The following is a 19,096-nucleotide window of genomic DNA, read 5'->3' as shown; positions in this document are numbered from 1 at the left end:
GATGCTAGGACGTGCATTCCGCTGGCTTATGCCACATCCGTTTCTGACACTGCTGCTCGCTGTCGTCTGGATCGTGCTGCAAAACGAGTTCTCCGCTGGCATGGCTGTCTTCGGTGTGATCCTAGGGATCCTGATCCCTTGGGGAACTTCCGCGTGGTGGCCCGATACGCCCCATCGCTTCCGCCTCTTCAAGATGATCCGCTACAGCTTCCTTGTGATGTGGGACATCATGGTCGCCAATGTGCAGGTTGCATGGATTGTGCTTACCGTACCAAACGCCAAGCTCAAACCCGCATGGATTGTCGTCCCGCTTGATCTTTTGGAGCCCGAGGCCATCACCATGCTCGCAGGAACAATCACTCTCACGCCAGGGACAGTCTCTGCCGATCTGTCTGATGAGGGCCACAGCCTTTTGGTGCATGTTCTCCACACCGAGGATCCGGACGCCGTGCGCGACGATATTAAGAGCCGCTATGAGGCCCGCCTGAAGGAGATTTTCTCATGATGTCTGCTCCCGATCTGATGAGCTTAGCGCTCAGCATTGCCTTTATATCGCTCGCTGTGGCGCAGCTGATGTGTATGATCCGCCTCGTTCTTGGCCCAAGCACAGGCGATCGTATCTTGGCGCTCGATACCATGGTGATCAATGCGCTCGGCCTCGTGATCCTGCTGGGCATTCACCAAGGTGTGCGGATTTATTTTGAAGTCTCCTTGCTCATCGCAATGCTTGGCTTCGTGTCCACAGTCGCACTTGCGCGATTCATTCTGCGGGGGGACATCATCGAATGACTTTTGAAGTTATAGGAACCTACGCCACAGCGATCTTTCTTCTTATCGGATCAGGCTTTGCGCTTGTCGGTGTGCTCGGTCTACTCAAGTTCAACGACTCCATGACGCGGCTTCACGCGCCGACAAAAGTTGGAACAGTGGGCATCGGCGCACTGCTTCTTGCGTCGATGACCTACTCCTACGTCTCGGGCGCGCCCTCAATGCACGAGCTCTTGATCATGGCGTTTCTATTTGTCACGGCGCCGATCTCGGCGAATTTTATTGCCAAAGTGAACATTCATCTGCGCACTTGCGAAACCCCGCCTGCGCCGCCGCGGGATGACACTTGGTCAACGCTAAAAGCACCTGAAGACGATCAGGATTTAGGCCCTGCAAGCGACACGTAAACCGCTGGAAAAGAAATGAAATTTTAGCTTTGCGCGTATCGGGTGCGCAGCGCTTTGAAGGTCAGCATCAAGATAAACATACAGGCGAAAAGCCCAGAGACATCGCCAAGCAGGTAGCCTGTCATTGTGGTTGTATCTAGTCCCAACATCCAGCCTCTGCCCAGCGTATTGACCACCGAGGCCAAACAGCCAGCCACCATAATGTCCCGCCAATTGGCCGGCTTGCTATTGGAAATTTGAAAGTCGAGCCCCGCTTTCGCGAGGAGCCAAAAGCTCGTTGCAGCACATATGACGCCTGACATTGCGCCAAGAATGCCTGAGGCAGAAAAGCCCTCCGCATCAAATATGAGCCAATGCGTAAAGAGCGCCACGGGTGCTATCAAAACAATCGACTTCCAGCCAAGCAGCCATGCGGAAAGGACACGCACACCATGTGGCAAGAACAGCAGGCTCGCGAAAGCCGCCATTTCGGGTGCATACATTTGTTGTACGGGCAAAAGCCAGTAAATCGTTAGTCCAAAAGAGACTAAGTAAATCACTGTGATGATGATGAATGGAAAAAGCCAGTCATCTCTAAAAGAGCCTGTCTGCAATACCTTACCTTACTAAAATTTACTTCACCTTGTCTGTGAGCATGTAGCTGGCTCTTTGCGTGCCATCTGAGTGCTGTAAAAAACCCGCAGCAACCAGCTCCTTGAGTGCTTTGAAAAATGTGCTTCGTGGGACACCGTCAACCAGCTCATGCGTGCGTATATCATCTGTGTCTATAGGCGCATCCGGCTTGGCCACGAGCGTTGCCGCATATAGGATATTTTGCTTCACGGTTCCGAGCTCACTGATACCCAAGTCTTTCTCGAGACCAAAAAGGAGCTGCCTGAGTTGTGCGGTTTTGCCAAGATTGTCCAAGTCGTGCGCTCCAAATCGCAAAATGTGATAAAACACTACATTGCAGGCATCGCCTTGGCAATGGATGCAGTCTTTTCAAGAAAACAGAGGTTTCTTAAGGGAATGTGAACGGGTTGCTTTTTGTCTATATTTTAGACTTTTTGGACTTCTTGGCTTGAAAAAGTCTCAAATCTGGACTTATTCTTAGTCCTGCACTAACTCGAAAGAGCGTGTTCCCACAGGATTGCTGTGCAGTGCTGGTGTGTGTTTGAGCGGTTATTCAGCAATCAATTGTAAAAAGACCTTTTAGCAGTTTCTGGCGAGAGTCTCAAAACTGGACTCTCGCCATTTTTATGATTTTCGGGTGTTAGGTCACTTGCAAAACGCACAGATTAAAACCCCAAAGTACAAACGCCCCGCGCACGCGAGACCTGCGATAAATTTTCTGAAATAGCTTGATTTTAAGTGGAGGCGAGTAGGAGAATCGAACTCCTGTACACGGATTTGCAATCCGCTGCGTAACCACTCCGCCAACTCGCCCTCCGTGGTTCGAGACGCGGATTAGCCCATTCGCCCCCCCCGCGCAAGGGGCCTCGTGCGGCTTTGGATTGAAGGGGGGCAGGGAATGTGTCAGAACCTGACTATAGATTCTGAATGAACGGGTTCACTTATGACAAATTTTGCCGATCGCCGCCGCATGATGGTGGACAATCAGGTGCGTCCCTCCGATGTCACCAAATACCCTATCATCGAAGCCTTGCTGAGTGTTGAGCGCGAAAACTTTGTGCCACAAGCCCTGCGAGAGGCAGCTTATCTTGGTGAAAACCTTGCATTTTCCAAAGATCGTGTCCTGCTTGAGCCACGCACACTTGCCAAAATGCTCGATGCGCTCGACATCACCGCAGACGAGCTCGTGCTCGATTTGGGCGCAGGCATGGGCTACTCCTCTGCTGTAATCGCTCAAATGGCGCAAGCCGTCATTGCTGTCGAAGAAGACGAGACGCTGGCCCGCGATGCAGAGACGCTCTTGGCCGAAACAGGCGTTGTGAATGCGGTCGTTGAGACAGGGCCGATCGCCGCAGGTGCTCCTCAGCACGGGCCATATGATGTGATCACTGTTGAAGGCGCTGTTGAAGTCGTGCCGCAAGCGATCATTGATCAGCTTAAAGACGGTGGCCGTATGGCAGCTATCTTTGCCGACGGAAATCTCGGCACTGTGCGTATTGGTCTGAAGGTTAACGGCCAGATGAACTGGCGCTTTTCGTTCAATGCAAGCGCACCCGTGCTGGCTGGGTTTGAACGCGAAGAAGCCTTTAGTCTCTAAACCGCCCTTTGGCGTAAATGATGTGAAGTCTGGAGTGCGCCCTATGTGGCTTGGATTGACGAAAAAAGCGATGCGCGGTGTCGCGGTTGCAACAGCCCTTGTCTTCACGTTGGGCGCGAGTGCTGACAAGCTCCAAGCTGAGACGCTCGCGGACGCTCTTGTCGGAGCCTACCAAAACAGTGGTCTGCTTGACAAAAACCGCGCGCTCTTGCGTGCTGCAGATGAAGATGTGGCCGTCGCTATGGCCGCGTTGCGCCCGATTGTCGGCTGGACCAGCTCGCTTACGTATTCATATTCAGATGCGGTTTCAGGCAGTGCGCCTCTCGGCGTAACCTCAGAATCCGTTTCCACCACAGTCGGCTTGGCCGCGGAGCTGATGCTCTATGATGGTGGGGCCAATCGCTTACGCATGGATATCGCGAAAGAAACTGTTCTGGCGACGCGCGAGTCACTTGTCTCTGTTGAGCAGCAGGTGCTGATGTCGGCAGTGGACGCCTATTTCGAAGTCCGCCGCGCGACGGAGTTTGTGCGCCTGCGCCGCAACAACCTGCGTGTTATTTCTGAAGAACTGCGTGCCGCACGCGACCGTTTCGAAGTGGGTGAGGTCACTCGCACAGATGTGTCCATCGCCGAAGCTCGTTTGGCAGCGACCCGTGCCCAGCTTGCCGCGGCCGAGGGCGATCTGGCCCGTGGGGTCGAAAGCTACCGCGCGGTTGTTGGTCGCAAGCCTGGCGCTTTGAACGCGCCCAAAGCCATCAAGTCGCCAGCGACGTCACTTGATGGCGCCAAGGCCCTTGCTCTGAGAACCCATCCTGATCTCAAGCGTGTTCAGCATCAGGTGAGCGCATCCGAGCTTGGTATTCTTGTCGCCGAAGCGGGCAAAAGACCTCAGCTCAAAATCACCAGCAACATCGGCGTCAGCGACACCTTCAATTCAGCCAACGGTGGTGAAAGCGCGAGCCTTGGCCTTTCGGCCAGCCAGCCGATTTATCAAGGTGGGCGCCTTAGTGCGCTAGAACGCAAGGCACGCGCGCAGCGCGATTCTGCGCGTGCAGATCTTCACATCGGCCAGCTGCAAATCGCTCAGAACGTTGGCAACGCTTGGGCGCAGCTTAATGTGGCGCGCGCAACCTCTGCTGCCAGCTCTGAACAGGTAAGCGCGGCGCAGGTGGCGTTCCGTGGGGTGCGCGAAGAAGCCACTCTCGGCGCTCGTACGACACTAGATGTACTTGATGCAGAGCAAGAGCTACTGGACGCGCGCGCAAGCCTCGTGTCGGCGCAGATTGATGAGGTCCGTGCAGGATATATGCTCCTTGCAACCATGGGCCTTCTGACAGCCGAACGGCTTAATCTCAATGTGCCCCGGTATGATCCTGCCGCCTATTATAACCTCGTTAAAACAGCTCCAACCAGCAGCTCAAAGCAAGGCAAGCAGCTGGACCGTGTGCTTAAATCACTCGGCAAAGAGTAAAATCTTTCATATCGGTTGTGAGAATCTAGGCCGCGCGCTACAATCGGTGTGAGGCAAGAGTGGTATAAAGTAATGTCAGACCCCGTAACAAACGTGGAAATCGAAGACGTTTTGTCGTCCATACGCAGGCTCGTTTCAGAGAGCGGCGGCGCGCAAGCCGAGGTTCGTAAGGCCTCAAAGATTTTTGAAAACAAAGCCCCTGAGCCCGTCTCCGAAGCCGAGAGCCCTGCGGAGAAGCCTGCGGTGCTCGACAAGCTTGTTCTGACACCGTCGCTCAGAGTTGCCGAAGCGCCAGAAACCGTGGTTGAATCTGAAGATAGCTCAGAGCCTGAAGCAGAAGCCGAACTCGAAATCGAAGCGGCAGACGAAGCCGAAGATGCGACCGAAGCCGTAGAACACCACGCTGAGGTGTCTGAAGAGACACAGCCAGAGGCCGTGTCTGAAGAGGGCGCAGAGCGCGCTGCTGAAGTAGAACAGGCGCTCGAACAGAGCGCAGATGAACACAGCAAAGCGCCAGAAGGCGAAAGCCTGAAGGACCGCATCGAGCAGTTAGAAGCAGCTGTTTCGAGCCAAGACGGTGAATGGGAAGAAGAAAACGAAGAAAGCGTCGAGACTTTGCAGTGGGAAGACCACGGCAATGAAGACGATACCGATGAGAATATGTCTGCCCCTGAGGCGTTTGCAGAGCAGCATCATGACTTTGATGCTGCGGATGAGGCCGACGAGGTCACCGAAGCGGAGGATGAATACGATTTCCTCGCAGGGGACGAGACTTTGTTAGATGAAGATGCGCTGCGCGAAATGGTGGCTGATATCGTCCGTCAAGAGCTGCAAGGCGCTTTGGGCGAACGGATCACCCGCAATGTTCGAAAGCTCGTGCGGCGTGAAATTCACCGTGCGCTGATGGCGCAAGAGTTCGAATAACTCAGGCCTGCGCGGCTATTTCCAAAATCTGATCGATGTCGAGATGCTCCTCTAGATGTGCCGCAAGCGCATCGAGAATGGCGTCTACATCCGCATCATAGCTCAAATTTGAGCTTGCATCATAGCCCTGCAAAAAGGCCGCTCGGTAGCGATCTGATGTAAACAATCCATGTAAATAGCAGCCCCTGATCCGCCCATTTTGGCTTGCTGCGCCATGCGCTGCGCCCTCAACAGTCAGCCAGCCGCGCCCGCAGTCCGCACCTGTGGTCTCTCCTAGGTGAATTTCATAGCCGCTGACTGGCGCGCCAGTCAGCTTGTCTGCTGCCTGTGTCAGCTGCACCCGCTTTTCAGGGCGCATTACGGTCACCACATCCAGAAGCCCAAGGCCTGCTACAGCGCTCGCCGCGCCTTCCAGCCCCTCTGGGTCGGCAATCTCGCACCCCAGCATCTGATAGCCCCCACAAATGCCCAACACATGCCCGCCACGGCGGATATGTGCCGCAAGATCAATATCCCAGCCCTGCGCACGCAAGAAGGCGAGGTCCGCGATAGTGGATTTGCTGCCAGGCAAGATCACAAGTGTTGCATCCGCGGGCAGGGGCTGCCCTGGCGGGACCATCACAAGGCTGACATCAGGCTCCGACGCCAGCGGGTCAAAATCATCAAAATTTGCAATCCGCGACAAAAGCGGCACAGCAATCTTGAGCTTTCCGTCGCCACCAAGCCCAAGCTCTGGTGCATCCTCCGCAGGCAAGCGGCAGGCTTCAAAGAACCACGGTACAACACCCATCGAGGGCCACCCCGTAAACGCTTCGATCGCGCTCAGACCGTCGTCAAAGAGGCGTACATCGCCGCGAAACTTGTTCACAATAAAGGCTTTGATATGGGCCGTGTCCTCGGGTGGCAAAACAGCCTGCGTGCCCACAATTTGGGCAATCACTCCGCCTTTGTTAATATCCCCCGTAAGGATCACAGGGACATGCGCAACCTCCGCAAAACCCATATTGGCAATATCACCGCGGCGCAGATTGATCTCGGCAGGGCTGCCAGCGCCCTCAACAAGCACAAGATCATATTGCGCTTTGAGCCGTTCAAAGCTTTCCAGCACGGGGCCGATAAGGCTTTGCTTTTTCTTGCCAAAGTCGCGCGCCGCTTGCGTGCCCACGCGTTTGCCCTGCACAATCACTTGCGCACCAGTTTCGCTTTCGGGCTTTAAGAGCACGGGGTTCATATCGGTGTGCGGCGCAATGCGGCAGGCCAGTGCCTGAAGGGCCTGCGCGCGGCCGATCTCGCCGCCGTCTGCCGTCACGGCGGCGTTGTTAGACATATTCTGCGGCTTAAACGGCGCAACGCTGAGGCCACGATTGGCCGCCGCGCGGCACAAGCCCGCCACAAGAAGCGACTTGCCCACATCAGAGCCTGTGCCCTGTATCATCACTGCTTTGGTCATCTGCGCTTTTCCATATGCCAGACACAAAAAAGGCCCCCGAGGGAGGGCCGATTTTGCAAAATAGAACGGTGTGCTTAGGCGGCTTCAGCCTGTGCAGCAGCATTCCGACGCTCGCTCTCTTCGCGCGACAGCGCAACAGATGTACGAACACCTTTGGACACGAAGTCCATCAAACCAGTTACAACGCGTTCGTTCGGGTCAATCCCCGCACAGGACAGCACTTCACGGCCATCACGCGAGCGGGCCCAGCGCGCGATTTGCTCAGGGCCGTTGCCATACTTTTTATCATCGGCGATAGCATCGTCGAGGGCAGCCAGTACCACGGCTGCAAATAGTTTACGTGCACGGTTGCCTTGCTCGTTATTGAAGGCCGTGCCGTCAACGAAATCTCTCATGATCCGTCCTTTGTTTTTTGCTCTTGTCTTTTTCGGCGTGAGGCTCGTTATGACCGCTTTATTCCGATTCGGATAGGGCGTATTTGCATAGCTCCCTTGCGTTTTGTGCATATCTTTCAGCAAATGCACCACGATATATGGGTTTCTTGCCAAGGGTGTTCCCCCAAGATATAGGTGCAGCCTAAATCCGATCAACCTTTTGCCACGGTTTTGCCATAATGCCTAAAATTAACGGAAACGAAATTCGCCCCGGGAATGTTCTGGAGCACAACGGGGGCCTCTGGGCTGCTGTCAAAGTCGATCACGTAAAGCCCGGAAAGGGTGGAGCCTTCGCTCAAGTTGAGATGAAGAACCTTCGTAACGGATCAAAGCTTAACGAACGGTTTAGAAGTGCCGATAAAGTTGAGCGCGTCCGCCTCGAGCAAAAAGACATGCAGTTCCTCTATGAGGATGCAGGTCAGCTCATCTTCATGGACACAGAAACTTACGACCAAGTTCAGCTCGACGCCGATCTGCTTGGTGAGCGTCGCCCCTTCTTGCAAGATGGCATGACAATCTACGTGGAGTTTCACGAAGATGAAGCACTCCACGCAACCTTGCCGCAGAAAGTCACCTGTGTGATTGCCGAGACAGAGCCAGTGGTCAAAGGTCAGACAGCTGCCAACAGCTTCAAGCCAGCGATTTTGCAAAACGGCGTCAAAGTCATGGTTCCGCCCTTCGTCGGGCAGGATGAGGCGATTATCGTCAACACTGACACGATGGAATATTCCGAGCGCGCCTAAAGTCTAGCAACGCGTCCGAAAAAAGCCCTCGCCTTTGGCGGGGGCTTTTTTGTGTCAGTCTAAGCGCTCAAAGCTCAGGCTCTGCCCTTCGGCTTCAAGCCCTGCTTCGGTCCGATCAAATCGCAGATAAGCCAGTGCCGTCGTCCCCGCAACGCTGAGCACAGTCCCCGCCGCCTTGCCGCCGCTGATGATCTCCGCACCCTCCGTAAGCGGCGCCTCGCCCTCAATCCGAGCCAGACCCTTGCGCAGTTCGGTCTTATGTTTCATCCGCGCAGTGACCTCTTGGCCGACATAGCAGCCTTTCTTGAAGTCCACGCCATTGAGGCGTTCAAAGCCCATCTCAAGAATAAAGCTATCTGGCGTCAGCTCGGTACCCGTCTCTGGCACGCCGAGCGCGATGCGCAAGGCGTCCCAGTCGGTCTTGTCCTCGCCCTGAGGGTCTTCGCGGTACGCCCGCCAGCCCAACGCCTCATGGCGCGGGTCTGCAAAAGCACCCTCAGGCACAGCGCCCAAGCCACGGTGCAGGCAAAGCCCAGCGGGCTCAAGGCTCACCTTAGAGCGCAGTTTGTACATGGTGAGGCGCTGCATCAGCATCGGCGCAAGGCGCGCGTCCACATCAAGCAAGATCGCGTCTCCAGCAGGCACAAGAAAGAAATCCGCAATATACTTGCCCTGAGGTGTCAGCATGGCGGTGTAGACCAGCCCATGCTTCAGCCGTGTAACGTCATTGCTCACAAGCCCTTGTAGGAAGTGTTCGCGGTCCTCGCCTGTAATTTTTAGTATCTCGCGGCTCATCGCTGCTCTCCCCATTCGCGCTTACGCGTAATATAGGGGAGGAAAGTGCAAACGAAAGGGCCAGTTCATGCGCGCACCTGTCTCGGTGATTATTCCCACGCTCAATGCGGCGTCTGGCTTGCCTGCCTGCCTTGGTGCGCTGGGAGAAGGGCTTGAGGCGGGCCTGATCCGCGAGCTGATCCTGACAGACGGTGGCTCAATGGACGAAACAGCAGCCATCGCCGAGGCCGCAGGCGCGATTTGGCTCGCAGGGTCCGCAGGGCGGGGCGCTCAGATTGCCCGTGGTGTTGCGGCCTCCCAAGGGGCTTGGCTCCTGATCTTGCATGCCGACACAGTTCTGGAAGCAGGTTGGAGCAAGGCGATGCTTGACCATATCAAGTCAGCCCCGACCAAAGCAGGCTTTGGTCAGCTTGCTTTTGCCGCCCGTGGCGCAGCCCCCCGCTTCGTTGCGGGCTGGGCCAATTTGCGCGCGCGTCTCTTCGGTCTGCCTTACGGCGACCAAGCGCTGCTGGTCGCTGCCGAAACACTCGCCAATGCAGGCGGATATCCTGAGCTGCCGCTCATGGAAGATGTCGCGCTCGCCCGTGCCCTAAGGGGCCAGCTTGTGCCGCTTGGCTTTACCGCCCTGACAGACGCGCAAAAATACGAGACAGAAGGCTGGGTGCAGCGTGGTGGGAAGAATCTGTGGCTTTTGTTGCGCTTTTTTTGCGGCGCCGACCCTGCCGCGCTAGCGCAGCTTTATCGGCGGTCTGACCGCTCGTCTTAAACTGCAAGTCATGCAGTCGCGCATAAAGCCCATCGCCTGCCAGAAGCGCTTCATGGGTGCCTTCGTCGACAACGCGCCCCGCATCCATGACAACAATCTTATCGGCGTCCCGCACGGTCGAGAGCCGATGTGCGATCACAATCGTTGTGCGTCCCTTGGAGAGGCGTTCCAGCGCGTCCTGCACAACAGCTTCTGACTTCGCATCCAGCGCCGATGTCGCCTCATCCAAAAGTAGAATTGGCGTATCGCGCAGCAAAGCCCGCGCAATCGCGACCCGCTGACGCTGTCCGCCAGAGAGGCTTGATCCGCGCGGGCCAACAGGCGTTTCCAAGCCGTCAGAAAGCTGGGGCAAAAAGTCAGCCACATGTGCCGCCTCGATTACCTCTTGCAAGCGCTCTTCAGAAACATCAGTGCGCCCCAAGAGAATGTTCTCGCGCAACGTCTCATCAAACAGAGCCGCATCCTGACTGACCACAGAGAACAGGCCGCGCAGGTCTTCTAGTGTCATATCGCGCGTCTCGACGCCGCCAAGCGTCACGCTGCCACTGTCTGGGTCCACGAGACGTGTCAGTAAGTTGAATATGGTCGATTTCCCAGCTCCGGATGCCCCCACAAGCGCTGTTGTCTTACCCGCTTCAGCAAAGAGGCTTGCGCCTTTCAACACTGTCGTATCGCCGTAGGCGAGCGTCACATCGCGCAGCGCGATTTCGGGCGTGCCCTGCGGTGCGGGCTTCGGGTTCGCAGGCGAGCGCATGCTTGGCTCCATCTCCAGAAGCTCGCGCAGCCGCTCGATCCCCGAGGCTGCAATCTGCCATTGCCCGCTCACCGCACCAAGACGGCGCAGGGGCTCAAAGGCAAAGCCGATGGCCGTAAAGAAAGACATGAATTGCCCGACGGATTTATCACCTGCAATAATCTCGGAGCCGCCGTAAACCAAGACCCCGACAAAGCCGAGGCCCGACATGATATCAATCAGTCCAGGAACAACAGCGCTGCCCGCATGGGCGCGGACTTCGGCTTTTACAAGCTTGTCTGTGAGCTGGCCGTAGCGCTCACTTTGGTAGCCCTCAAGACGGTTGAGCTTCACAGGTACAATCCCGTGAAAGACCTCATCAAGCCGTGTGGCAAGCTTTGCACCAAGATCGCGCGCTTCACCCGCACGGCGGCGGACAAACTTCTGCACAAGTCGCGTGGGCGCGAGAACAACAGGAGCGCCAATCAACGCCACAACCGTCCACTTCCAATCAACGGAGACAGCGACCCCCATCAAGACCATGAGCGTGATGAAATCGCGCCCCGCACCCATAATCAGCGCGCGCCAGCCATCATTGATCGCCATTACATCCGCCTGCACCCGCTGAATGAGAAAGCCGGGCGGGTGGGTCTGATGAAAGGTTCCGTCTTGGCGCATGATATGCGCCAGAAGGTCGGTCCTCAGGGAGGCGGCCATCTTCTGAACGATATAGGCAAGCGTGACTTTCTGCCCCACTGCCGAGACGGCGCGACAGGCAAAAATCCCGAAGATCGCCAGCGCCACCCATTTGATGGCCGTCTCATTGCCCGCAATAAACACGGTGTCAAACATCGGCCGCATGATGTAGCTGAGCGCGCCCAGCATAGAGCCTTCGAGGATCATAAACATCAGCGCAATCAGCAGATAAGACGTAAAGCGCTTAAGATAGCTGCGCCAAAGCCAGCCAAACAGTTTGTCACTCGGATTTGAAGTGTCGCTCATCAGGGGCCATTCTTTGTTGCCTTTCACATGCGTTTAGAGAAGGGCGGGCTGGCTGGCAAGGTTTGCGCGCGCGCAGAGCTGTGTTCAAGCGGTGTTGACGCGGCGCAGCATGGGTCTAAAGTCGCCACGAAAGTGGTAAAGGAGAGTGCAATGTCAGCATCTGGTGGACGCGAATATCTGGCCATTCCGGGGCCGTCTGTTATGCCTGACGCCGTCTTGCGCGCAATGCACCGCGCCTCGCCCAATATCTACGCTGGCGAGCTGCCTGATATGATGCCAGAGCTTATCTCAGGCCTCAAAGCCGTGGCGCGTACCGAGCAGAACGCAACAATCTATATCGCCAACGGTCATGGTGCATGGGAAGCCGCGCTGAGCAATATTCTCGCCGAGGGCGACCAAGCACTCGGAATTTATAATGGTCGTTTTGGCGTCGGTTGGGCCGAAGTGGCGCGCGGCCTTGGGGCCGAAGTTATTCCACTTGATTGCGGCCTTAAAGCGCCAGCGACAGGCGAGGCACTGGAAGCGGCCCTGCGTGCAGACACGACAGGCAAGATCAAAGTGGTGCTTTGCACCCATGTCGATACGTCTACCTCCGTAAAAAATAATATTGCTGAAATGCGCGCGGCGATCGACGCGGCAGGCCATGATGCGCTTCTTGCGGTAGATTGCATCGCCTCTTTGGGGTGTGATCACTTTGAAATGGACGCTTGGGGCGTCGATGTCATGGTCGCGGCCTCTCAAAAGGGGCTTATGGTTCCTCCTGGACTTGGGTTTGTCTTCTTTAGCGATAAGGCAGCCGCCGTGCGCGCCGCGATGCCCCGTGTCAGCCTCTATTGGGACTGGACGCCGCGTGCCAACCCGCAGGCCCTCTGGCAGTATTTTGCAGGGACAGCGCCAACACATCACCTCTACGGGCTACAAGCCTCCCTTGAAATGCTGCATTCTGAAGGCATGGAAGCCGTCTGGGCACGCCACGTGCGTATGGCAGGGGCAATCTGGGCTGCGTGCGAAACATGGGGGCAGGGTGGCCCGCTCAAGCTCAATGTTGCTGAGCGTACGCATCGTTCCTGTGCTGTCACAGCTCTGCATATCGGGGTGGAGCATGGCCTGCGCCTGCGCCAATGGACCGAAGGCGAAGCAGGTCTTACGCTTGGCATCGGTCTTGGGATGTCTACGCCCGAAGACCCTGAAGGCAATGGATTTTTCCGGATTGGTCACATGGGTCACATCAATGCGCAGATGGTCATGGGGACGCTTGGCAGCATCGAGGCGGCCTTTTCCTCACTGAATGTGCCGCGCGGATCAGGCGCGCTAGAAGCCGCCGCCGCGGCCTTGGCCTAGCTTTCCATAAAGATCGTCACAGGCCCGTCGTTGATCAGCGAGACTTTCATATCTGCACCAAATTCGCCTGTGGCCACAGGCACGCCAAGCTCGCCCAAGTTGCGGGCAAATTTCTCATAGAGCACCTTGCCCTCCTCAGGCGGAGCTGCTGCCGAAAAGCCAGGGCGATTGCCGCGTGACGTATCCGCAGCGAGCGTAAACTGACTCACCACAAGTGCTTCACCGGCTATATCAAGCACTGAGCGGTTCATTTTGCCGCCGTCATCGGTGAAAATTCTGAGTTTGGAGATTTTAAGTGCCAGCCGCGTGGCGTCCTCAGCTGTGTCGCCCTGCATCGCGCAGACGAGTATCATCAGACCCCGTCCACAAGCGCCGATCTCGGCCCCGTTTACCCTGACTTGGGCTTCACTGACACGTTGTAGTAGCGCTCTCATATTCCGCTCCCCTTGGCTCGCATGGCTCAGGGCGCATGCGTGACACGACAGGGAGAGGAGGTCAATTCAAGGCAGGCGGGCCACGTCGAGCAGACCATGGCCCGCCGCCAAAACAGCGTTATTGGCGCCGTTTCGCAAAGTCCAACGCGACATTGATCCCCAGCCACAAGGCGGTCTTGGAAAGCGGGCTTTTCAGCGTCACATCCCAGATCTTTTCGTCATCATCAGAAAATTCGTTGAGTGTCGCGTCACGAGACAAAACAACCAAAGGCTTGTCTTCGCATTCGCGGTGCAGAGAGGTCATAAAGCGCGAGAAGCTCGGAGCGTCGCCCTCAAAGCTGTCTTCATCCACAAAAATCATGCTCGCATCAGATTTTGCGCTTTGCAGCCACTCATGAAAGATCGCGCATTCATACACGAAAATGACTTTCGCTCCGAACGTGTCTTCAAGCCAGATCTTCAGATTGTGGGTCTGGTGAGACTGGTTTGCAAATACATAAACAAAACCACGTCGCAGGGTGTCAAATTCGCTCAAAACCTTTGCTGTTTCACGCGGCGTATAGAAGGGTGAACGGCTGGACCGACGGCCCGCTTCAGCAAAAAGAGTATCCAAAAGTGAGTTGTCTGGCTGCGCATCACGCGCAGTTTTGCCTTTGCGAAGCCGTGCTGCAGCAATAAGCCGCGCAACCAAGCCTTCGTTCCGTGTGACATGCTTTGACGTCATTGATGTGTTTGCGAACATTAATTTGCCCTCTGCTTTTGAAATCTTAATATTGTGTTAAATCACATTAAGCAAGAATCCGCCGCTCTCTAAGGGCCGAGAGCACAATCTTGTGTTGCATTCTGGCGTCAGCGCATTGTCGAATGTTTTGTGGATAAGTGTTTATTTACAGTAAAAAATAGTGAGAAACGTAAAATTAGAATCATCTTTAGCTCAAAACGGGAAAAACGCTTGAGTCAGAAGGTCAACTATAATATGTGTCAAAAAAAGTCAGCAGACACCGCTGGGGGTGGAGCACTTTCGATGTACCATGCAGGCCAAACGTTCGGTTTGCAAGGTGTGGCCTCTGCAAGAGGCGAAGACGAAACGCATGTTTTTTGAGGAAACCACGAACTTATCATTGATCTTAGAATCAACTTAGGCGAATAAGGGTGTGGGGACATTTAGCAAGTTAGTCGTTTCGATAAAGAGTTCGAGCACTAAGAAAGACAGGCAAATGTCAAATTTTCAAACGATAGACTCAAATTGCACAGACGTTTTGTGTGAACGCCCGTTCCACAAGGCGCTACTTGAAAACACCTCACCCCAGGTCCGGCTTAATTTTCTTTTAAAGCTTAAAGAGAATGGGTTCTGTTCGACGACAGAGATTGAAGAGTCATCAGGAGCTGTTTCTGGGTTGCTTCGTCAAGCTCTCCAAGAAGGCTGAGAAGCTCGCTGTCGATCTCGTCGATGGATTTGCCGAGGAGTTTGCCAAAAGGCAGTTCCATAGCGGCCTCCAGCGCAAGGACAGTTTGGATGCGCGGATTTTTGATCCGCTCTTCTTCAATGTCTTTCACGGCGCGCGGGTTTAGTCCCGCCATTTTGGATAGCTGTGCTGGTTTGAGGCCTTTGGCTTTCATATGAGATAAAAGGTTCTCACGAAACAGCTTAAAATCAAAACTCGCCACAGTTACCTAGCCTTCTGTATTTCTAGCGCCTTATAGTCGACGCTTGCGCGCGGACTTTGTCACAGTCTAGCGCTTGTGTAAATTCTACAAAAGTTAAAGATTAATTTTTAGTTAATTTATAGGGTAATAAAACAACTCAATTCCCCTTTGCGGGCGAGGTTGAGCGAGGTCAAAGCGCGCTTTAGCCTAATAATATATAAGTTCAGCGAACCCTGAAGGAAGGTCTCGCGCATGAGCACACATACAACATCTCCCGTTTCCAAAGCGAAGTCAAAGGAAGGTAGCCCCAATCTCGAGGCGGCGCGCCGCGCGTTTGAAAACGGGATTTATCCCTACAAAACCAAAATCGGTAAGCGCGACTACGAGGCCCAGAAGGCCGCCCTACAAGCCGAGCTCCTGAAGGTTCAACACTGGGCCCAAGAGACGGGCGAGAAGATTGTTATGCTCTTTGAGGGGCGTGATGCTGCGGGCAAGGGCGGCACAATCAAGCGTTTCACCGAGCATCTCAACCCGCGCTTCGCCCGCGTCATCGCTCTGAACAAGCCAACAGACGAAGAGCGCGGCCAATGGTATTTCCAGCGCTATGTGCAGCACTTGCCCACCAGCGGCGAGATCGTGCTCTATGACCGCAGCTGGTATAATCGCGCAGGTGTCGAGAGGGTTATGGGCTTTTGTGAGCCAAACGAATATCTCGAATTCATGCGTCAGACCCCTGATGTAGAGCAAATGCTCGTACGCTCAGGCATAAGGCTGTACAAATATTGGTTCTCGGTCACCCAAGAAGAGCAGCGTGCCCGCTTTGCCAGCCGCGAAACTGACCCTTTGAAGCAATGGAAGCTCAGCCCCATCGACAAGGCCAGCCTTGGCAAATGGGACGACTACACCGAGGCGAAGGAGGCGATGTTCTTTTATACGGATACGGCCGATGCGCCTTGGACTGTGATCAAATCCAACGACAAAAAGCGCGCGCGGCTGGCCTGTATGCGCCATTTTCTCGCCAGCATCGACTACCCGGGCAAAGACGTCGAGTTGATCGGCACTCCTGATCCGCTCATCTGCAACAGTGCCAATCATGTGATCCACCGCGCCGATCACATTTTGGGCGCCTCCCTGCACCCTGATCAACGCCGCAGCAAGTAGACCGTGCAGTGGCACTTTCTTGCCAAGTCCTGCGCGCCCCCATTGCGACGGCGCGCGCAGCGACTTATGGGATGAACTATGCGATATTTGAGTGCCATCTTCTGTCTGCTTGCCGCGCCGCTGACTGCGCATCCGCATGTCTTTGTCGAAACGGGCCTCAAGCTCGTGCGCGGACAGAGCGGAATGGTTGAGGGCGTCGAAGTCACTTGGCGTTATGATGAGCTATATTCCCTGCTCGTCCTCGAAGACATGGGGCTGGATGATGATTTTGATGGCAAGCTCACTCAAATCGAGATGGCAGAGCTGGACGGGTTTGACCTGAAGTGGATCGAGGGCTTTGAGGGCGATCTCTACGCGACAAGCGTCGAAGGCAAGCTTGCGCTGGGCCCACCCAAGAACCGCGGCACAAGCATAGAAAAAGGCCAGATCGTCACCCGCCACTTCCGCGCGCTTGAGCGCTCTGCGAAAACGCTCAGCCTCAAGGCTTTTGATCCGACGTATTATACAGCCTACGATCTTGGCCTTGGCATTGATTTGCCAGGGGGCTGTGAGGCCAAAGTGATAAAAGCCGATCTTGATGCCGCCAAGAGGCTCGAAGCTGAGCTTCTGGGAGACGATGTAGACAATCCCGAAGCTGATTACCCCGAAGTCGGCGAAGAATTTGCAGATGAGATTATCGTCACATGCGCACCAGCCTCCTGAGTATTGCCCTTGCTGCGGTTGTGGCCCTTGCTGTCTGGCTCTGGGGGCTGGGGGGTGCCTCTGATCTTTCAACATGGGCTGCGGAGGGCCAGCGCAATGTCCAAAACGCGATGGCGGGCCTGTTGCGCGCGCTCAAAGCGGGCGAGCCCGGGGCTTTCTGGGGGCTCATGGGCCTCTGTTTTGCTTACGGTTTTTTTCACGCCGCTGGTCCAGGTCATGGCAAGCTGATCATTGGTGGATATGGCGCTGCACGCCGCGTGCCTGTGGTCCGGCTGTCGACCCTCGCGGTGCTCTCAAGTCTCGGGCAAGCGGCGGCTGCCGTATTGCTGGTGTATGCGGGTGTCTTTCTTTTCGGCCTAACGCGCCAAGCCATGACAGGTCTGGCTGAGGACTGGCTTGCACCAGCCTCTTATCTTGCGATTGCGCTTGTGGGCCTATGGCTTGCGTTGCGAGGAGGGCGTAAGCTTTATGGCATCTGGCAACATCGTGGCCACACGCAGCACGCCGATGGCAGCTGTGGATGTGGCCATAAACACGGCCCAAGCGCCGAAGAGGCGGGGGCAGTGCACAGCCTGCGCGATGCCATTATGGTGATTGGCTCTGTGGCGATCCGCCCCTGTACAGGCGCGCTGTTCCTCCTGATCCTGACATGGCGGCTTGAGATCGATTTGGTGGGCATTGCCGGAGCTTTTGTCATGGGTCTTGGTACGGCAAGCGTCACAGTGATTGTGGCGGTGCTATCGGTTGTGATGCGCGAAAGTGCTTTTGGGACCATGGCGGGAAGTGCCTCGGCGCTCAAACTCTCGGCTGTTCTTGAGCTTGGCGCAGGGCTACTTATCGCCGTGGTGGCTTTCTCCCTCGTATAGATTGCATTTTAAGCATCCCCAAAAGGGACGGCGCGCACCCTCCCAAAAGCCGTTTTGTGTTTTGAGAGCGCGGGGTCTGGTACGCTTCATGCAATACAAAAGGCCTAGATGGTGCGTGCCTCTGCCAGAGCCTCGGGCAGAGCGGCCGCGAGTGCGTCAAGATCGGCTGGTGTGCCGCAGCTCACGCGGATGCAACGGTTTTGTGGCGCAACAAAGGGCATGCGAACAAACACGCCGCGTTTGATCAGCCCGTCGAGCACAGCCTTGGCAAAGGCACCGTCCTGCCCGCAATCGATTGCGACAAAATTAGCCGCCGAAGGCAGGCTGCTGAGACCATTTGCAGACGCAATCTCTGCAATTGTCTGACGCGCTGCGCTGGCGTTTGCGAGCGTGTCTCCAAGATAGCTCTGATCCTTAAGGGCCTCCAAAGCGCCAATCTGACTGGTACGGTTCATGCCAAAGTGATTGCGGATTTTGTTAAAGGCCATAATGAGCGGCGCAGCACCAAGGGCATAGCCAACACGCGCGCTGGCCAGACCATAGGCTTTGGAAAACGTCCGCATACGGATGACGCGCGGATCTTCGATTTCGATAGGGGCGGCCGTGCCTTCGGGGGCAAATTCGATATAGGCTTCATCCAGTACCAAAAGGCAGCCCTCTGGCAGGCGCTCAAGCGCCTTGAGCACGTCTGCGCCCTTGCTCCACGTTGCCATCGGGTTGTCTGGGTTGGCAAAATAGACAAGCTTTGCCCCAGTCTCGCGGGCCTTTTCAAGAAGCGCGGGCAGATCCTCATGATCGTCACGGTATGGCAACTTGTGTAAGACGCCGCCAAAGCCCGCAACATGGTAGTTAAAGGTCGGATAGGCTCCATCGGAGGTCACGACTGCGTCACCCTCCTCGACAAGCAAGCGCACGAGATAGCCCAAAAGCCCGTCTATGCCTTCGCCGACCATGATGTTCTCAGGAGCGCAGCCGTGGTGGAGCGCCAGCGCGGCACGTAGATCATGGTTTTCGCTTTCACCATACATCCAGATATCTTTTAGGCTCTCGGCCATGGCTTTGAGTGCCAGAGGCGAGGGGCCAAAGACATTTTCATTCGCCCCGACGCGCGCGGCAAAGGGTTTTCCCATGGCGCGTTCCTGAGCTTCAGGGCCGACAAAAGGGACGGTGGCGGGCAGGCTCTCGGCGAGCTTTGTGAAGCGTGTATGTGTCATGTTGCTTGAGTATGCCAAAGCGGGGCATC

The 19,096-nt window shown here is 55.7% G+C and carries 21 protein-coding genes, 1 tRNA gene and 1 pseudogene; 12 read left to right on the top strand and 11 right to left on the bottom strand.

Annotation, left to right across the window (positions count from 1 at the left end):
• The first annotated feature begins 1 nt into the window (after position 1).
• From DSM117340_RS11865 to mnhG, 3 genes are read left to right on the top strand one after another with little or no spacing between them, the layout of a single operon-like run.
• Positions 2-505: a Na+/H+ antiporter subunit E gene (locus tag DSM117340_RS11865; RefSeq protein ID WP_273497106.1), complete on the top strand. Its 504-nt coding sequence runs from the start codon at positions 2-4 to the stop codon at positions 503-505.
• A complete protein-coding gene (locus tag DSM117340_RS11860) occupies positions 502-789 on the top strand; it encodes a K+/H+ antiporter subunit F (protein WP_089891799.1) in 288 nt (95 codons plus the stop codon). The genes DSM117340_RS11865 and DSM117340_RS11860 overlap by 4 nt, the downstream gene beginning before the upstream one ends.
• Positions 786-1,175 carry a monovalent cation/H(+) antiporter subunit G gene (gene mnhG, locus DSM117340_RS11855; RefSeq protein WP_276990338.1) on the top strand — a complete coding sequence of 130 codons (390 nt, stop codon included), beginning with the start codon at positions 786-788 and terminating at the stop codon, positions 1,173-1,175. The genes DSM117340_RS11860 and mnhG overlap by 4 nt, the downstream gene beginning before the upstream one ends.
• 23 nt (positions 1,176-1,198) lie before the next feature.
• Here mnhG and DSM117340_RS11850 read toward each other — a convergent pair whose 3' ends face one another.
• The 3 genes from DSM117340_RS11850 to DSM117340_RS11840 all read right to left on the bottom strand — a co-directional run bounded on the left by DSM117340_RS11850 (position 1,199) and on the right by DSM117340_RS11840 (position 2,600).
• On the bottom strand, positions 1,199-1,768 hold the full coding sequence (locus tag DSM117340_RS11850) for a hypothetical protein (RefSeq protein ID WP_354689662.1): 570 nt from the start codon (positions 1,766-1,768) through the stop codon (positions 1,199-1,201).
• Between the two features lie 19 nt (positions 1,769-1,787).
• Entirely contained in the window at positions 1,788-2,081 is a 294-nt protein-coding gene (locus DSM117340_RS11845; protein ID WP_143037434.1) for a hypothetical protein, read from the bottom strand.
• Between the two features lie 445 nt (positions 2,082-2,526).
• Positions 2,527-2,600 (bottom strand) — tRNA-Cys (locus tag DSM117340_RS11840).
• 130 nt (positions 2,601-2,730) lie between these two features.
• On the opposite strand from DSM117340_RS11840, the gene DSM117340_RS11835 reads away from it, so the two are divergent.
• The 3 genes from DSM117340_RS11835 (at position 2,731) to DSM117340_RS11825 (ending at position 5,779) form a co-directional block, all read left to right on the top strand.
• On the top strand, positions 2,731-3,384 hold the full coding sequence (locus tag DSM117340_RS11835) for a protein-L-isoaspartate O-methyltransferase (RefSeq protein ID WP_089891790.1): 654 nt from the start codon (positions 2,731-2,733) through the stop codon (positions 3,382-3,384).
• Between the two features lie 43 nt (positions 3,385-3,427).
• A complete protein-coding gene (locus DSM117340_RS11830; RefSeq protein ID WP_282058742.1) occupies positions 3,428-4,855 on the top strand; it encodes a TolC family outer membrane protein in 1,428 nt (475 codons plus the stop codon).
• Positions 4,856-4,927: 72 nt separating this feature from the next.
• Positions 4,928-5,779, top strand: coding sequence for a hypothetical protein (locus tag DSM117340_RS11825; RefSeq protein ID WP_282058741.1), 852 nt, complete (start codon positions 4,928-4,930; stop codon positions 5,777-5,779).
• Position 5,780: 1 nt separating this feature from the next.
• On the opposite strand, the gene DSM117340_RS11820 is transcribed toward DSM117340_RS11825, so the two are convergent.
• Both DSM117340_RS11820 and DSM117340_RS11815 read right to left on the bottom strand, forming a co-directional pair.
• A complete protein-coding gene (locus DSM117340_RS11820) occupies positions 5,781-7,229 on the bottom strand; it encodes a cobyric acid synthase (RefSeq protein ID WP_349379408.1) in 1,449 nt (482 codons plus the stop codon).
• A gap of 74 nt (positions 7,230-7,303) precedes the next feature.
• Positions 7,304-7,624 carry a DUF6280 family protein gene (locus tag DSM117340_RS11815; protein ID WP_089893590.1) on the bottom strand — a complete coding sequence of 107 codons (321 nt, stop codon included), beginning with the start codon at positions 7,622-7,624 and terminating at the stop codon, positions 7,304-7,306.
• Between the two features lie 218 nt (positions 7,625-7,842).
• Here DSM117340_RS11815 and efp point away from each other — a divergent pair, with 218 nt between their 5' ends.
• On the top strand, positions 7,843-8,406 hold the full coding sequence (gene efp, locus DSM117340_RS11810) for an elongation factor P (RefSeq protein WP_089891781.1): 564 nt from the start codon (positions 7,843-7,845) through the stop codon (positions 8,404-8,406).
• A gap of 54 nt (positions 8,407-8,460) precedes the next feature.
• On the opposite strand, the gene DSM117340_RS11805 is transcribed toward efp, so the two are convergent.
• Positions 8,461-9,201: a folate-binding protein gene (locus DSM117340_RS11805; protein ID WP_354689661.1), complete on the bottom strand. Its 741-nt coding sequence runs from the start codon at positions 9,199-9,201 to the stop codon at positions 8,461-8,463.
• A gap of 67 nt (positions 9,202-9,268) precedes the next feature.
• On the opposite strand from DSM117340_RS11805, the pseudogene DSM117340_RS11800 reads away from it, so the two are divergent.
• Positions 9,269-9,883, top strand: a pseudogene (locus tag DSM117340_RS11800) (glycosyltransferase); the annotation flags it as partial.
• Here the strand turns inward: DSM117340_RS11800 and DSM117340_RS11795 are convergent.
• A complete protein-coding gene (locus DSM117340_RS11795) occupies positions 9,819-11,702 on the bottom strand; it encodes an ABC transporter ATP-binding protein (RefSeq protein WP_349379410.1) in 1,884 nt (627 codons plus the stop codon). The pseudogene DSM117340_RS11800 and the gene DSM117340_RS11795 overlap by 65 nt on opposite strands.
• Before the next feature lie 150 nt (positions 11,703-11,852).
• On the opposite strand from DSM117340_RS11795, the gene DSM117340_RS11790 reads away from it, so the two are divergent.
• Positions 11,853-13,043: an aminotransferase class V-fold PLP-dependent enzyme gene (locus DSM117340_RS11790; RefSeq protein ID WP_349379411.1), complete on the top strand. Its 1,191-nt coding sequence runs from the start codon at positions 11,853-11,855 to the stop codon at positions 13,041-13,043.
• Here DSM117340_RS11790 and dtd read toward each other — a convergent pair.
• The 3 genes from dtd to DSM117340_RS11775 all read right to left on the bottom strand — a co-directional run bounded on the left by dtd (position 13,040) and on the right by DSM117340_RS11775 (position 15,145).
• Positions 13,040-13,477: a D-aminoacyl-tRNA deacylase gene (gene dtd / locus DSM117340_RS11785; RefSeq protein WP_349379412.1), complete on the bottom strand. Its 438-nt coding sequence runs from the start codon at positions 13,475-13,477 to the stop codon at positions 13,040-13,042. The two genes, DSM117340_RS11790 and dtd, sit on opposite strands and share 4 nt — an antisense overlap.
• A 118-nt stretch (positions 13,478-13,595) precedes the next feature.
• Complete coding sequence (locus tag DSM117340_RS11780; protein WP_354689660.1) at positions 13,596-14,219, bottom strand: hypothetical protein; 624 nt, start codon at positions 14,217-14,219, stop codon at positions 13,596-13,598.
• Positions 14,220-14,812: 593 nt separating this feature from the next.
• Positions 14,813-15,145 carry a helix-turn-helix transcriptional regulator gene (locus DSM117340_RS11775; protein ID WP_089891764.1) on the bottom strand — a complete coding sequence of 111 codons (333 nt, stop codon included), beginning with the start codon at positions 15,143-15,145 and terminating at the stop codon, positions 14,813-14,815.
• 231 nt (positions 15,146-15,376) lie between these two features.
• Between DSM117340_RS11775 and ppk2 the strand changes: the two genes are divergently transcribed.
• From ppk2 to DSM117340_RS11760, 3 genes are all read left to right on the top strand, one after another.
• The gene (ppk2, locus tag DSM117340_RS11770) at positions 15,377-16,285 is read left to right on the top strand and encodes a polyphosphate kinase 2 (protein ID WP_273497011.1); all 909 of its coding nucleotides are present in this window, start codon (positions 15,377-15,379) and stop codon (positions 16,283-16,285) included.
• A 78-nt stretch (positions 16,286-16,363) separates the two neighbouring features.
• Entirely contained in the window at positions 16,364-16,987 is a 624-nt protein-coding gene (locus DSM117340_RS11765) for a DUF1007 family protein (RefSeq protein WP_349379414.1), read from the top strand.
• On the top strand, positions 16,969-17,853 hold the full coding sequence (locus tag DSM117340_RS11760; protein ID WP_349379415.1) for a hypothetical protein: 885 nt from the start codon (positions 16,969-16,971) through the stop codon (positions 17,851-17,853). The genes DSM117340_RS11765 and DSM117340_RS11760 overlap by 19 nt, the downstream gene beginning before the upstream one ends.
• A gap of 104 nt (positions 17,854-17,957) precedes the next feature.
• Here the strand turns inward: DSM117340_RS11760 and DSM117340_RS11755 are convergent, their stop codons facing one another.
• Positions 17,958-19,067 carry a pyridoxal phosphate-dependent aminotransferase gene (locus tag DSM117340_RS11755; protein ID WP_354689659.1) on the bottom strand — a complete coding sequence of 370 codons (1,110 nt, stop codon included), beginning with the start codon at positions 19,065-19,067 and terminating at the stop codon, positions 17,958-17,960.
• Between the last annotated feature and the right edge of the window lie 29 nt (positions 19,068-19,096).

The organism is Lentibacter algarum (genome assembly GCF_040580765.1).
GTDB lineage: Bacteria > Pseudomonadota > Alphaproteobacteria > Rhodobacterales > Rhodobacteraceae > Lentibacter > Lentibacter algarum.
This window is presented reverse-complemented; position numbering and strand designations above follow the sequence as displayed.